16 protein-coding genes and 3 pseudogenes are annotated in these 13472 nt (G+C 66.6%); 10 read left to right on the top strand and 9 right to left on the bottom strand.

From position 1 onward, the window contains the following. Positions 1 to 338: 338 nt before the first annotated feature. Positions 339 to 461, top strand: coding sequence for a hypothetical protein (locus ACIBKX_RS40700; RefSeq protein WP_363277948.1), 123 nt, complete (start codon positions 339 to 341; stop codon positions 459 to 461). 672 nt (positions 462 to 1133) lie between these two features. Here the strand turns inward: ACIBKX_RS40700 and ACIBKX_RS40695 are convergent. Continuing rightward, complete coding sequence (locus ACIBKX_RS40695) at positions 1134 to 1505, bottom strand: hypothetical protein (protein ID WP_363277949.1); 372 nt, start codon at positions 1503 to 1505, stop codon at positions 1134 to 1136. A gap of 442 nt (positions 1506 to 1947) precedes the next feature. Between ACIBKX_RS40695 and ACIBKX_RS40690 the strand changes: the two genes are divergently transcribed. Then, entirely contained in the window at positions 1948 to 2625 is a 678-nt protein-coding gene (locus ACIBKX_RS40690; protein ID WP_363277950.1) for a transposase, read from the top strand. Positions 2626 to 2816: 191 nt separating this feature from the next. Here the strand turns inward: ACIBKX_RS40690 and ACIBKX_RS40685 are convergent, their stop codons facing one another. From ACIBKX_RS40685 to ACIBKX_RS40675, 3 genes are all read right to left on the bottom strand, one after another. Beyond that, entirely contained in the window at positions 2817 to 3311 is a 495-nt protein-coding gene (locus tag ACIBKX_RS40685) for a hypothetical protein (RefSeq protein ID WP_363277951.1), read from the bottom strand. Between the two features lie 741 nt (positions 3312 to 4052). Beyond that, positions 4053 to 4388, bottom strand: coding sequence for a hypothetical protein (locus tag ACIBKX_RS40680; protein ID WP_363277952.1), 336 nt, complete (start codon positions 4386 to 4388; stop codon positions 4053 to 4055). Further along, entirely contained in the window at positions 4385 to 4621 is a 237-nt protein-coding gene (locus tag ACIBKX_RS40675) for a type II toxin-antitoxin system CcdA family antitoxin (RefSeq protein ID WP_363277953.1), read from the bottom strand. The genes ACIBKX_RS40680 and ACIBKX_RS40675 overlap by 4 nt, the downstream gene beginning before the upstream one ends. A 153-nt stretch (positions 4622 to 4774) precedes the next feature. Here ACIBKX_RS40675 and ACIBKX_RS40670 point away from each other — a divergent pair, with 153 nt between their 5' ends. From ACIBKX_RS40670 to ACIBKX_RS40660, 3 genes are read left to right on the top strand one after another with little or no spacing between them, the layout of a single operon-like run. Then, a complete protein-coding gene (locus ACIBKX_RS40670) occupies positions 4775 to 4972 on the top strand; it encodes a toxin-antitoxin system HicB family antitoxin (RefSeq protein ID WP_363277954.1) in 198 nt (65 codons plus the stop codon). Next, complete coding sequence (locus tag ACIBKX_RS40665) at positions 4969 to 5277, top strand: hypothetical protein (RefSeq protein ID WP_363277955.1); 309 nt, start codon at positions 4969 to 4971, stop codon at positions 5275 to 5277. Before ACIBKX_RS40670 ends, ACIBKX_RS40665 begins: the two co-directional genes overlap by 4 nt. Before the next feature lie 25 nt (positions 5278 to 5302). Next, positions 5303 to 5830, top strand: coding sequence for an ATP-binding protein (locus tag ACIBKX_RS40660; RefSeq protein WP_363277956.1), 528 nt, complete (start codon positions 5303 to 5305; stop codon positions 5828 to 5830). A gap of 86 nt (positions 5831 to 5916) precedes the next feature. On the opposite strand, the pseudogene ACIBKX_RS40655 reads toward ACIBKX_RS40660, so the two are convergent. The 4 genes and pseudogenes from ACIBKX_RS40655 to ACIBKX_RS40640 all read right to left on the bottom strand — a co-directional run. Continuing rightward, a pseudogene (locus ACIBKX_RS40655) lies at positions 5917 to 6138 on the bottom strand (integrase core domain-containing protein); the annotation flags it as partial. Next, complete coding sequence (locus tag ACIBKX_RS40650) at positions 6119 to 6790, bottom strand: IS3 family transposase (RefSeq protein ID WP_363277957.1); 672 nt, start codon at positions 6788 to 6790, stop codon at positions 6119 to 6121. The gene ACIBKX_RS40650 and the pseudogene ACIBKX_RS40655, both read right to left, overlap by 20 nt. Before the next feature lie 145 nt (positions 6791 to 6935). After that, positions 6936 to 7091, bottom strand: a pseudogene (locus ACIBKX_RS40645) (transposase); the annotation flags it as partial. A 29-nt stretch (positions 7092 to 7120) separates the two neighbouring features. Further along, positions 7121 to 7552, bottom strand: a complete 432-nt coding sequence (locus ACIBKX_RS40640) for a DDE-type integrase/transposase/recombinase (protein ID WP_363277958.1) — start codon at positions 7550 to 7552, stop codon at positions 7121 to 7123. A gap of 117 nt (positions 7553 to 7669) precedes the next feature. Here ACIBKX_RS40640 and ACIBKX_RS40635 point away from each other — a divergent pair, with 117 nt between their 5' ends. Further along, complete coding sequence (locus ACIBKX_RS40635; RefSeq protein ID WP_363277959.1) at positions 7670 to 10276, top strand: MGH1-like glycoside hydrolase domain-containing protein; 2607 nt, start codon at positions 7670 to 7672, stop codon at positions 10274 to 10276. An 85-nt stretch (positions 10277 to 10361) separates the two neighbouring features. Further along, positions 10362 to 10682, top strand: a pseudogene (locus tag ACIBKX_RS40630) (YaaC family protein); the annotation flags it as partial. On the opposite strand, the gene ACIBKX_RS40625 reads toward ACIBKX_RS40630, so the two are convergent. Beyond that, positions 10633 to 10875 carry a Mu transposase domain-containing protein gene (locus ACIBKX_RS40625; RefSeq protein ID WP_399377351.1) on the bottom strand — a complete coding sequence of 81 codons (243 nt, stop codon included), beginning with the start codon at positions 10873 to 10875 and terminating at the stop codon, positions 10633 to 10635. The pseudogene ACIBKX_RS40630 and the gene ACIBKX_RS40625 sit on opposite strands and share 50 nt — an antisense overlap. A 200-nt stretch (positions 10876 to 11075) precedes the next feature. Here ACIBKX_RS40625 and ACIBKX_RS40620 point away from each other — a divergent pair, with 200 nt between their 5' ends. The 3 genes from ACIBKX_RS40620 to ACIBKX_RS40610 all read left to right on the top strand — a co-directional run bounded on the left by ACIBKX_RS40620 (position 11076) and on the right by ACIBKX_RS40610 (position 13058). Beyond that, complete coding sequence (locus ACIBKX_RS40620) at positions 11076 to 11207, top strand: hypothetical protein (protein ID WP_363277961.1); 132 nt, start codon at positions 11076 to 11078, stop codon at positions 11205 to 11207. Positions 11208 to 11907: 700 nt separating this feature from the next. Continuing rightward, positions 11908 to 12834 carry a hypothetical protein gene (locus ACIBKX_RS40615; RefSeq protein ID WP_363277962.1) on the top strand — a complete coding sequence of 309 codons (927 nt, stop codon included), beginning with the start codon at positions 11908 to 11910 and terminating at the stop codon, positions 12832 to 12834. Further along, on the top strand, positions 12828 to 13058 hold the full coding sequence (locus ACIBKX_RS40610) for a hypothetical protein (RefSeq protein ID WP_363277963.1): 231 nt from the start codon (positions 12828 to 12830) through the stop codon (positions 13056 to 13058). The genes ACIBKX_RS40615 and ACIBKX_RS40610 overlap by 7 nt, the downstream gene beginning before the upstream one ends. The last annotated feature ends 414 nt before the right edge of the window (positions 13059 to 13472 follow it).

Raw genomic sequence — 13472 nt, 5'->3', positions numbered from 1 at the left:
ACAGGATCGGATGAAGGCCGTCCCAGCGTCAGGCGAACACCAAGGTCAAGGGCTTAGTTCGAGGCCCAATTCGACCTCAGACCTTAAAGAACAAGGTCAGAAGCTGTGCCATATCTCCGCGCTGTGATCTTGCACCAGGTGAATGGGCGGTTCCGTTCATCCGGGTGTCAAGGGGGGACGGGTTCGGGCGTGTATGGGATGAGTTGAGATCGGGATCCACGGGCTTCGGTCGGTGCTGGTGTCCATGGGTGGCCGCGCGGACTCTCGGGGCAGACGGGTCGCGTCGTTGGGCGGTGAGGGGCCGCACGTTGGCCCGTGGGGTTGGTGATCTGCTGTGCTTGCAACGATCGGGAAACCGGCCGCTCACCGCGCAGTGGGTGGCCGAGGGGGCCCCGGACTTCCGCCGCCGTCGCCGCGCGATCACCCCGACCGCCGTCGACTGGTCATCGGTCATCGGCTGACGACGCCCACCGCTAAGACCCGGCGGGCTGGCTGAACACGAGACCTCGTATAGATCACGGACCTGCGCTGGTCATCAGCCAGGCTGGGCAGTGCCCGTCGCTGCACCACCGCTGGTCGCGGTGTGTGCACTGCGCAGACAGCAGATCCGGGGAGGGGCCGAACCGATGACGAGCGCACTATGCATCGCCCACGCCGAGGGCGCCATCGAGGACCTCGCGCCGAACATCACCTCCTGGGCACTGGCCTGCGCATGGCGGAGGATGAACCTCGGCCTCGACTACGCACTGCACGGCCCGGTCACCGGCGCGTATGGCGAGACCGGCGAGCTGGAGGGCTTGCCCGATGAGTTCGCTGCGCAGGTGCGTACGGCGGCCGCCGCGCGCGAACCCTGCAGGGCTGGCGGCAGCGGCGGCGGGCCTGAAGGGCGTGGTGGCGGCTGTCACCGCGCTACCGGCAGTGGTAGAGGATCTTGTAGCTCTTCATCCGGGGCCGGTCGCGAGTCGGGTTCTCGATTCCTACGTGTCCCAGAGGTCGTGGGGTTGGCGTTGTGTTCCAGCCACGTGGCACGCACGCTACGCCGCCACTGCGGACGTGTGTTCGCCACGGCCCTCAACCGTGGGAGAGCCGGGGCGGATGGCCGCTCGGTCTGCGTCGGGGTCGCCCTGCGCCGGTTATCCGACGATGAGGCTGACGGTGCCGCGGTTGTCGTGGTCGACGTTGTGGGCCAGGCAGTCCAGAAGGTTGATATTGGGCCTGACAACGGTGACTTGGGCGATGGAGCCCTGCTTGTATCCGCTGGTGACGGTGCCTGTTCCGGTCACGACAGTCTGTCCCAGGGGGTGTGTGACAACGGTAGTGGTGTACTCGATGGTGCTTTGCAGATTCTCACCGGTGCCGGTCCAGTGGTAGGTGACGGTCAGCGAGGGCGGCAGTGTGTCTTCGAGGGAGGGCAACAGGCAGCTGGCCTCTTGCTGATAGGTCGATGCCGACTGGCCTCCGGTTACAACAGGGTGGGCGCAGTTGTAGTTTTCCTCGATCGCCACGGTGGTTTCCTGGAGCTGTGGGCCCAGGGGAGGGTTGTAGGTTGCGTCGATAGTGCCGGTGCAGGTGAGGAGGCTTTGCTCGGAGTCAGCGGCGTGGGCGGGACTCGTGATACTGAACGGGACTACCAGGGTGACGAACAGAGCAAAAGCTGCGAGGGCAGATGCTCTTGGCTTTTCTCTTCCGCGGTGAGGGGTGGATCTTCTTTCTGACATGATCCTCTCCGGTCTACTGGAGGTGTCTGGAACAGTGAGCCGCTGCGGGTGCGTGCGACCGCACCACTCCCCGCTCCCCTTACGTTTGTTGGCATTTTGTAGGAGTGTTCAGGGTGTGTGAAGGGGGGCGCGAAGGCACGCAACAACATCTCTTGCATGTTGCGGTTCCCCCGAGACGCGGAGGATGTTGGCAGAGGGTCAGATGGTTCTCATGAGAGGAACATCGACCATGGCCGCTCCCAGGAAATACTCGCTGGAATTGCGCGAGCCTGCGGTACGGATGTATTGCACTACCACCCCGAAGCCGCAGATCAAGAAGCTTGCCATCTACCTCGGTGTGCATCCCGGGGCGCTGCACGGCTGGATCCGCCAGGCCGAGGCGGATGCCGATGAGCGTGATGACCGGCTCAGTGCCTGTGTGAGAACTGCGAAATGTGGCTCAGCGCGGCACGATTGCTGGCGATGGGGCTGGCCTTTACGAGACAACCCTTCGCTAGGGTGGCTCCTCATGGACCGCCTCACCGATGACCTGCTGTTGCTGGAGTTGCTGTGCGCGGCTGACGACGTGCGAGTCCCCGGCGAACTCGAGTCGTCGGGCCCTCACGAGAAGGCTCCCGGCGCGGTCGTGAACGCCTACGTGGTCGACGGCGGCCGGCTGCTTCTCACTCTCTGGCGCGGCCGGCTGCATGAGGTGATCTACCAGACCCCGGCGGAGTCCGCAGAGGACGCATCGCGGCGCAATGACCGACTGTTCGCGCACTACGGACAGGGCGGCGGCTGGACCGAGGTCCTCGACAACGGTTTCGGCAAGACCTATCGCCGTACCGATCAGCGGCGGTACGCGTTGTGGAGCTATGTGATGGACATCGCGACCTTCGGCACGATGGATTTTCATCAGGTCAAGTGATCGAGGGCTTCGGCCCCCTCCCCGAACCGGGCCCTCCGAGCAGGTAAGCAGTTCCGCGCGGTGGCCAGCTGCTTCGGCAGGCGTGACTCCACCTTCAACGGCACTCTCACCGTCACCGCGATCGTCATCTGGCTCCGTGGCATGGTCCGAGAGCCAGCAGAAACGACCTAGGCCACCGGCCATGTCGGCCCTCAGGCCCGGACGGCGGAGAACTCCCTGCCGGAGACGGCACCTGGATCGCTGATCATTGTGCGGGCCTCGCGAGCGGCGAGCGTGACGCCGTTCGACGATTCGAACCCGGCCTCCCGGTGGGCGCGCTGATAGCGACTGATCGATGCCCGCATGACGACGCCCGTGCTGAGCCCGAGGAGAACGACGACAGCGAGCGACCCCAGCGTCAAGAACCCGGTATCGATGCCGGCCCAGGCCGAAACGATCCCGGCCACGAGCCCTGCGAGAGCCACGTAGGCCAGGTAGAGCAGGACCCTGGACCTTCGCTCGCCGGAGACGCTGGCACGCTGCAGCCCCTGCTCCATGGCGTCGAGCTGCTCGATCTTCGGCGTCCGCGTCGTCACAAACTGCTGGAACAGCTGTTCGTGCTCCGCGCTGCCCCGGGACCGCTGCTTGATCACCGTTCCATCTGCGGCAATATGCCACTGGATCGTCCAAGGCTTCTTCTGTTCCACGCTTCCCCCCGCCACTCAGCAGGCGACGGCCTTCACCTCGCCAGGTCGCCGACGATGCTACTTCTTCCTGGCACGCCCCGATCTGCTCTCCGGTCAGGGCCTCTGGCCGCCCACACCCAGCCGTTCCTGCTCCTCCTCGATGATCCGGCGGGCGAGCTCGGTGTCGGACACGTCCACCGCGTCCAACGTCGCCTCTGCCCGGCGACGAGCCGGTGCACACGGACCGGTCTGACCCGATGCAGGTCGCCTTGCCTACGGCGATGGCCCGCTGGGCGGCATCGTGGTTGCCGGTGAGGCCGTCGAAACCGCCGCCGAGGTAACCGGAGATCCCGAAATCCTCTCCAACACGGGTGAGTTGGGGGACTATGCCCTCGGTCTCCGACCACAGCTCGAGGCGTACGGCCTGGTCGTGCTGGCGGTCGACCCGGTAGTTGTGGGCGATGGTGTCCAGGGTCCGCCAGAAGTGGTCGGGGCCGGTGAAGGAGGGCGGCGCGTTCGCGGCGACCTGTTTGTCGTCGCGGATCGCCGTCCAGGGGATGCGGCCGGAGCGGCGGGCCATGCCGATGCACTCGCCCAGGCGTTTGTAGTTCTGCCGGGTCTTGGCGAACACGCCCTGGCCGTGCAGGACGTAGAAGATCCGTCTCAGCGTGACGGGCAGGTAGACGGTGTAGAGGTCCAGGACGCTGCCCCGCCAGGGGGCAGGGTCCTCGTCCGGGGCCGTGAGCGGGGCGACACGGCGTCCTAGTCAGTAAGGTCCAGGGCGATGCGCAGCGTCCTGGAGACGGCGTTCATCTCCTCGTCGGGGATGATCCCGAGGTACTTGCCCGCGGTGATCGCCGACACCGTGAGCGTCATGATCTGCGTGCTGATCACATCGCCCACGATGGGCGATGTGATCCGGGTCGACAGCAGCGTGTCCGGGGCCGTGCCGGTGGTGTCCACCAGGACCGTCACGGCCGTGCGCGGGAACACCGACAGCGCCGGGTCCGCCTCGACCACCAACAGCGTGTGACCGCTGCGCCGGCCCGGAATCTCCCACGCCTGGCCACGCCGCAGCGGCGGAAGGCTCTCGCTCACGCAGCAGCCCCGCCGTTCAGCTCGTCCAGCGCATCGAGCTGCAGCTCATCCAGCTCCTCGAACGTCTCGCGGCGGGACTCCTGCCACTGCGCCAGCCGGGTCGCGGAGTCCCGCACGGCCTGCGCCATGAGGGCCTTGGCCGCGTACGCCGACAGGTTCCCGTCAGCCTCGTTGTTCGCCGCCTCAAAGACCTCTATGGGCAGAGTCACCGTCACACGCTTACGAGTCGTCATACTCACCAGCATACTGACTGGCATACCAAGTGGCCATATACGCGCCCCTCACCCGCACAGACGGGCTTGACGCTTATGGCCGACCGGCCATAAGCGTCGGCGATCGTGCGCTATCACCTGACGACACCGCTTTCCGGTGTCGAGTCTGGTGTCATGTCGATGACCACGATGACGCTCCGCGTCCCCGATGACCTGGCCCCCTCGATCAGGCAGGCCGCACAGGCAGCCAGCCTGAGTGTGAACGCGTACATCGTGCGCGCCGCCCGCCGCGCCGCGACCCTGGACGCCGCCCACCAGCTCGCCGCGCTCGGTCTCGGCCAGGACCTCGCAGGCGAGGGCGACAGCCTGTGAGCCAGGAGATCAAACGCGGCGAGGTCTGGTCCCTCACGGTCGGCCGCGACGTCCTGATCATCTCCCGGACCGGCCTGGACGAGGCGTACGGCGCCGTCCTCGCGATCGTGCTGCACCCGCCCGGCCGCTACCCCGACACCGCGATGTCGGTCGAGCTCAGCGCCCCGGTCCAGGGCACCGCCGTCGCCGTCAACATCCAGCAGCTCAGGACCACTCGTTTCGAGGAGGCCACCCGCCGAGGCGACGTCGGCCCCGACGTGATGGCCCGCATCAACGCGGCGCTCCGCGCCGTACAGGACCTCTGACACGACCCCTGAGAGGAAGGCGTTCATGCCCGCGCAGGGCCCGCAGGATCACGCCAGCAAGGTCGACACGGATGATCTGCGCGGCGTGGAGCCGGGCATGCTCCTGGTTGCGGTCGGTCCCGGCGGATCGGGAAAGTCGACGTTCGCCGCCGCCAAGCACGGCATCACGGTCCTCTGCCTCGATGCCCTGCGCCACGAGATCAGCGGAGACGCGGGCGACCAGACCGCCACCGCGGCCGCCGTCCAGCGGCAGAACGCACTGCTCGAAACCCACCTCAGCACGGGGACGACGGTGTTCCTCGACTCCACCAACGTGCAGCCCGCCGTCCGGGCCTCGCTCATCCAGCGGGCCCGCCGCCACGGCCGGCCCGTCGTCGCCCTCCGATTCCCGGCCTCTCGACCTGCCGCGGCCCGTAACGCTGCCCGCCCGCAGGCCAGCCGTCGGGTGCCGGACGCCGTCCTTATCTGGCAGTACGAGCAGACGCTTGCCGCCCTGCCGCACGTGCTGCTCGCCGAGGGGTTCACGGCCGCGTATGACGTCGCTGTCCCCTGAGAATCCTGTGTCTGATATCTGCGGTGCCTCGGGATGAGGCATCGCAGATGGGCTTGGGTGGGCTGAGGAATCCGCCGACAGTAGCGGTTGAGCCAGCGGAAAGCGTCGAGGCGGGCTTCGCGCTCGCTTGACCAGCTCTTTCGGCCCTTGAGCGTTTCTCTTTTGAAGCTGGCGTTGAACGATTCGGCAGCGGCGTTGTCCGCACTGGACCCGACGGCGCTCATGCTCTGCAGGACACCGGCCCGGCGGCAGGCGTCCGCGAAGGCCCGGCTGGTGTACTGGGCGAGTTCAATCGGTCGTTGCAACACCGGGCTGTTGCAACGAGCGCAGCTGCTCTTCGAAGACCTCGGCCGGTGTCCGCCAACCGAGGATCTTGCGGGGCCGGTTGTTGATCGCCATGGCGACGGCTTCGAGGTCCGTGGACGACCAACGGGAGAGGTCGGTGCGCATGTGGTCGGCGATCGCCCAGCCGGCCAGGCGGCGCGAACACAAGTCGATCACCGTTGCGAGGTAGCAGAATCTCCCGCCGCCGATGCTCAAGTAGGTGATGTCGCTGACGTACTTCGTGTTCGGCAGCTTCGCGGTGAAGTCACGGCCGGCCAGGTCCGGGGCCTTCGCCGCGGCCGGATCCGTGATGGTGGTGCGTTGCCGACGCCGCAGACGGACCCCTTCAACGCCGATGGTCCGCATGATCCTCGCGACGCGCTTGTGATTGACCAGCAGGCCGTCCTCGTCGCGGAGCTCGGCGGTGATCCTCGGGACGCCGTAGGTGCCGTCGGAGTCCCGGTGGACCTCACGTATCCGGCCGGCGAGTCGATCGTCGGCAGCCCGGCGAGCCGCGCGCAGTGGTGCGGTGCGGCGCCAGTAGTGGAAGCTCGAGCGGGCGATCCCGAGAATTCCGCAGAGCCGCTTGACGCCGAACCGGCGCTGGTGGTCCTCAACGAACTGGCAGCGGTTCACCAGCGCGTCTCCCCTGCGAAATACCGGGCGGCCTTGCGGAGGATGTCGCGTTCTTCCTCCAGCTCGCGGATTCTCTTGCGCGCAGCGGCCAGCTCCGCCTGCACCACGTCACCACCCGGCTGCGGCACCGCCGCGGGAACGGAGTGGCGCCGGAGCGTCGCCCCTCAGCAGCCCGGATCCAGTTCCGCAGCGTCTCGGTGTTCACTCCGAGATCGGCAGCGACCGACTTGATCGTCGCTCCCGGCCGAGACCGGTACAGCGCGACCGCGTCCGCCTTGAACTCCGGCGGGTAATGCTTCATCCCCACAGGGACTCCGTTCTCCTGGACCATCAAGATCCAAGTGTCTCCGGTGTCCAAATTCCGGGGTCAAGGCCCATGAACCGTTTCGCGGCGTTCGTGTCTGGCTTCGACTGGACCAGAATGTCCAGCACATGACCGTCCTCGTCCACCGCCCGCCACCAGTACTGCGGCACCCCGTTGATCTTGATGAACACCTCATCGAGGTGCCACTTGGCGCTGGCCTGGGGCCGACGGCGGCGTAAGGAGGCGGCGTATTCAGGGCCGAAACGGTCGCACCACTGACAGATCGTCTCGTGGGGGACGATGATCCCGCGGGCCAGCAGCAGTTCCTCGATCTCACGGAAAGAGCGCGGGAGCCGGTGGTACAGCCAACCGTGTGGGAGATGATCTCCGCCGGGAACCTGAACCGCTTGTACGACGGCGGCGTGTCCTTGAGCAGCCCTCCCCGAAACGATCTCCAACGAGAGCATCGCAGACCTCGCGACTTGACTTGACGACGCCACCGCCACTCTGCGACGCCTCCAACTGCCGCTCTACGCCACCACCAACCGCAGTTCCGCCGCACACAAGGAGCATCTATGAGCAGTAATCAGAGCAGCCGCACCTGGCGCGTCTTACCTTCGAGCGGCTGCCCGGTGCCCAGGCTGGTCCTGAGGGTGTTCTTAGCCACGGCGGTGGCGGCCACCATGCCGGCGGCTCCGGCCGTGTCGGCTGTGCCGTCCCCGGCAGCCGCCGATTCCTCGGCCGCGGGCAGCGCACGCTGCGCCGTCCCCGACAAGCCGGGCCGCTTCAAGGACGGCACCGGTTCGACCACGGTCACGGTGACAGACGTCAGCGCTGACTGTCTGCGCACGTACCGGCTGGTCAGCTCCGTCGCCGGTGAGCGGGTCTTCAAAGAGGCGCCGGACAAGCCGACCCTGCGGTCCGGCTCGGCGCTGCTGGATGGCTTGTACGCGATGGCCCACGACGACGCCGAGTTGAACAAGACGGACCAGCTGACCGACGGCTCGTACAACGACGGCAAGCCCGTCGACTGCCCGGGCGGCTGCTACCAGACCGGCAAGGAGTGGCCGTACGTGTGGACGAGGGACGTGTCGTACTCCGCCGACCTCGGACTCACCACCACCGACCCCGAACGGATGCGCAACACCCTGGACTTCAAGCTGAGCGAGCGGCGCGACGGCTCTGGGGACACGCAGATCATTCAGGACACCGGGACCGGTGGCAGCTACCCCAGCTCTACCGACCGGGTGGTGTGGGCGCTCGGCGCGAGCGAGATCATCAACTGGCTGCCGGACGGCAAGCGGCAGGCGTTTGCCGCCAAGTCGTACGAGGCGATACGCAACACCATCGAGCACGATCGCAAGGTCGTCTTCGATCAGGGGGACGGCCTCTACCTGGGCGAGCACTCCTTCTTGGACTGGCGCGAGCAGAGCTACGCGGACTGGACCATGGACGACGTGGCCACCATCGCCACCTCCCGTTCCCTGTCGACGAACGTGACGCACTGGGCTGCGATCGACGTGGCGTCCCGGCTCGCGGCGGATGCTGGCGACAAATCCGCCGCCGCCAGATACCGGGGCTGGGCGGATGACCTGATGCGGGCCATCCGCGAGAAGTTCTGGCTGCCGGAGAAGGGCCAGTTCTCCCAGATGCTCACCACGGAGAAGGACACCTCTGCGGTCAACCGTTATGACGCCCTGGGCACCTCGCTGGCCGTGCTCACCGGCATCGCCACGCCGGAGCAGGCGAAGGAGGCCATCGCGAACTACCCGCAGACCGTGTACGGACCGTCGGTGCTGTGGCCGCAGCAGCAGGGTGTGCCCTCGTACCACAACAACGCGGTGTGGCCGTTCGTGACCGCGTACATGATGCGGGCCGCCGCCCAGGCCGGCGACGATGGCGTGGCCACGCAACAGGCCCGCTCCCTGGTCCGGGGCGCGGCGTTGTACGGCACCAACAAGGAGAACATCAATATCCTCGACGGCAGCACCAGCACGGAGATCAACTCGGACCGTCAGCTGTGGAGCGTCGCGGGCATGATGTCGATGGTCCAGCAGAGCATCTTCGGCGTCGATGCCAGCGCGGACGGCCTGCACATCAAGCCGTTTCTGCCCGCGCGGCTGCGCGACAGCTACTTCCCCGGCGGTGAACGAGCGGTGCTGAGCGGGCTCGACTACCGGGGGCACAAGCTGAACGTCGAACTCGACATTCCGGCTGGCAAGACCACCGGGGGCGCCTACCGGGTGCAGTCGCTGGCCCTCGACGGGAAGACGATCCCGGCAGGTAGGCCCATCACCGAGAAGATGCTCGGTGATGGGGAGTCCTCCGTGGTCGTCAAGCTCACCGAACCCGCGCCCGGCGCGGGGCGGAAGGCGCCGCGGCCGGTGGACGTCTCCTCCAAGGAAGCGCTCTACGGGCCCACCACCCCGGAGGTCACGAAGGTCACTGCGAAAGACGGCCGTACGCGACTGTCCTTCGACATCGGCGACGAGAACCCTTCCCAGGTCGCCATGGACGTTCTGCGCGACAGCAAGGTCATCGCCGAGAACGTCCCGGTCACCACCGGCGCGCAGACGTGGACAGACAAGAGCTCCCGGCCGGGAGAGATCTCGCACTGCTACAGCGTCCGCCTCAGCTTCACCTCCAGCGGGAACACCTCCCAGCACGCCAAGCCCATGTGTTACTGGGGACCGGACGCGAAGCGGATCCAGAAGGTGACCGCCGGGGCCTTCGACGTGACCGGCGGCAAGCGGACCAGCGACGGCAACGGCGTGTACTACGAGGACTGGGGCACGGCACCAGGCGACAAGCTCGCCGCCCGCCTCACCGCGAAGGCTACCGGCGAGTACCTCTTGCAGGTCGACGCCGCCGTTGGCGGGCCGCTCAACACAGGTGTCTCCAGCGGCATGAAGATGCTGAGCGTCTACGACGACGCCACCGGCGACCTCGTCACTAAACAGGTCATCGCCATGCCCCGCACCGGCAGTTGGTCGACCGTACGCGGCTCCACTTTCGCCAAGACCAAGCTTGCCGAAGGCAGGACTTACCGCATCGAACTCGCCCAGGACCCGCTGGCGGTCAACATGAGCTACTTCCAGCACAACGCGTCCTACAAGGACACCCTCAGCGGGCCGGCCAACTACAGCAACGTCTACGCCATCCAAGCCTTGCTGAAGGAGTGAGGTTCCCCTTGCTCGGGAGGTGCTGATCAGCTGGTCAGAGCGGTTTGACGGGTTTGAGGTTCGTTAGCGGGTTGCGTCCCGGGCCATGTACATCGATGTGGACGCCGATGAGGCGTGGGAGCGGCTACGTGCCAGCCGCTGGAAGCCCCCGGGCGGGGCCGCCGGAACGGCTTCCCGCCGCAAGACCTACGCGGCGGCCCTGGAGCAGACCGAGCAGACGTTCCGCGCCGCCGCCGTCGTGGGTCCCGCCACGTGCCCTCTCCAGGTTTTCTACGGCCTGAGCCAGGCTGGCCGCGCCATCGCAGCCGCTGCAGTGACCCTCGCAGGCGAGGACTGGCGGCTCGTCACCCACGGGATCAAGGCCTCCGGGTTCGACAGGCCCTTCCCCGACATCGAGATCCGCACCGACCCGCCCGGCACCCACGGCAGCAGCGTTCTTGGGCCTTGCCTATCAGCCGCTCGTGCTGGGCGACTTCGACGTCGTGGTCATAGATGACCAGGTCGGAGGCATGGAGCACGACCCGGACCTGGCGGCCGATCAGCCGGGCCGGCTCCGAGTAGTGATTCGTGCGGACCCCGATCTGCGCGTATCGGTTCACCCGCAGCGAGAACAGCCGCCCTGTTTCGAAGTCCTCCAGCGGCAGCGGCTTCAACAGTGGCGCCTCGATGGTGAAGGACTCGCCGATCGTGCGCAGACGGGAGCGGATGCGGCGGCCGTCGTCCCCCTGGTCCCACCGGCTGACACACCAGGAAGCGATCGACGCGCGCCCGGCTCCACGACGAGGAAACCCGGAAGTTCATGGCTCTGGCGGATGAGGTCGCGCTCACCGCCTCGCCCCAGACCATCGCCTACGTGTCGATGATGCGGCACTGCATCCGCGGCAACTACGACTGGGAGTGCCTGAGCGGGCGCTACCCAGGATGGACCTGATCCCGGATAGCGCCCGGAAGACCTTTGGGGAGGAACGGCCCGGGTCCTGGTGGAGCGTTAGCTAGCGTCGGCCTGTGTGCAGCTGGGCACGGGCCTTGTTTGCCCCTGCTGCACCCGTCTCGCTCACGCCTGTTACGTGGCCGTCCGCGTCCAGTGTCGTTCAAGATGTCCCGCAGCTGATCGGGGGTCGTCCACCGCCTGTGCCATGGCGGACGCGACGGGCACGCGCTATATGCGCACCAAGCCGAGGTGCGCGTCGACACATCCCTCCGGCATCCGGCAACTGGACGCCCACTTCGACAGCCTGGGCTCCGGAAACACCTGCTTTGGGTCTATGGGTGTCTCGTTGTCCAGCCTGCATAACCGGTCGCGGAGGCCGTCGTGAATGGTGAGGCCGAGCGCTGGTGTGAAGCCTGCTTATCGGCGGGCCCTGAAGGGTTCCACGGCCCGTTGGTTCCACGCCGGTCGCCTCGCTGGGAGGCGAAAGTTGACTCTTCGTCTGACTTAAGAAGGATCTTGTCCTTATCTCCCTTTAAGCCCTGTTCAAGATCGTTACGTGCATGCCAGGGTCCTAACAGTGCCTCGGGCGCACCGTGATGGGACGAAGCGGTACGCCCGGGGCTTTCCATCGCGAACGGAAGAGAACTCATATATGAAGCGCGGGATGCGCACAGCCAGCGGCGTCATAGCCTCCGTCACCGTGAGCACGCTACTGATCGGCCTTGCCCCGGCAGCGTTCGCCGGTGACACCATGTCAGAGGCTGGCCGAGCGGCCGAGGTCATCGAACGCGCCACAGGCACCCAGGATCTGGCCACCGGCAGTCAGAGCGGCACCGGCAGCGCGGCGCAAGCTGTCATTGACGCCCCGGGCGGCGGCTCGGTCACCGTCACGGCCCCGAAGCAGTCCACCGGCAGGGTCGAAGCGACCAGCCCGGACGGCGCCACTCTGGGGCTGGGGCTTCCCGCCACCAACACGGTCCTGGGGCTCAAGAGCGAGGCCGGCACGGTCGTGTACCCCGATGCTGCCCCGGCCATCGACATCGCGGTCCAGCCCACCACCGATGGGGCGTCCCGCACCCTGGTCACGCTCAAGAGCTCCGCCGCCTCCACTGAGCAGCGCTTCGAGCTCGACCTGCCGGCCCGGACCGAGGCCATCGACAACGGCGACGGAGGGTATGGCCTGATCCGCCAGCCCGTCGGTGACGAGCCCACCGTGGTGGTCGGCACGATCGACGCACCGTGGGCCAAGGACGCAGCAGGCAAAGAGGTTCCCACCAAGTACAAGCTGGACGGCAGGACCCTCGTCCAGAGCATCGAAACCAACGACGACACGGCTTTCCCCGTCGTCGCAGACCCGAAGGTCAGCTTCGGCTGGGCCACCTACATCAAGTTCAGCAAAGCCGAAGTCAAGAAGCACGCTTCCAAGATGAAGTACGCCGCTTCTGGCGCGGCGCTGTGCGGATTCCTGAGCATCACGGGCATTGGGGTGGCATGTGCTGCCATCGCAGGAGGGGCTCTGGCACACCTCCAGGGAGTGTGGGCCTCCGCCAAGACCTATAACAAGTGCGTGGAGCTTAAGTTTTCCTACCTAGGCCAGTACTACGGGGCAAAGAACTACAAGTGCTGAAGCAGGAAACCAAAATGCATCGATTCCTTACCACAGAGCCGTCCAACCCCTGGACATCCAGCGCTCTGACCACCGCACTGCTCTACATGTGCATGCTGGTTGCGCGTCTGGTGTTCTCCGCACAGCTCTTCCAAACCGGAGACTTCCTCTTCATACCGCTGGCCTTCATTTCGGCGCTCGCTACGCGACTCCTCACTGCGCGAGGAAAGCGCAAGGTGTCCTGACCCTGCGTACATAGGCGCAGTGCCCGCCATGGCCAGACCATGGCGGGCACTGCGCTTCGGCACCATCGTCTCGTACGGGATCGAGGTCCCGCTGCCCGCCACTGGCACCTGGAACGCGCCCCCAGCTTTGGTTGTTCGCCGATCAGGCCTGGCAGGCACTACCAGCCCACCCTGGTCGCGCTCGCCGCCGCCCTCGGCATGGTCGCGCGGCCCGTCCTGCGGTGTTCAGCAAAGATCCGGCCGTTGACGCCACGGCCGTGGGTTCCGCCTTGGCGGTCGCGGTGAGTCTGCCGCTGGTGGCGTTGGGCGCGGTTGGGGTGTGGGGCTGGTCTGGTCCAGCAGTTGCCGCATGAGTTGTTCTGTCGCTGGCTCCATGGGAAGGTTGAGGGACCGGTTGACCTGGTCCAGGCGGGT

It is taken from the genome of Streptomyces sp. NPDC050658 (genome assembly GCF_044457025.1).
Lineage (GTDB): Bacteria > Actinomycetota > Actinomycetes > Streptomycetales > Streptomycetaceae > Streptomyces.
The sequence above is the reverse complement of the archived record's forward strand: the minus strand, read 5'-3'. Positions and strand labels throughout refer to the sequence as shown.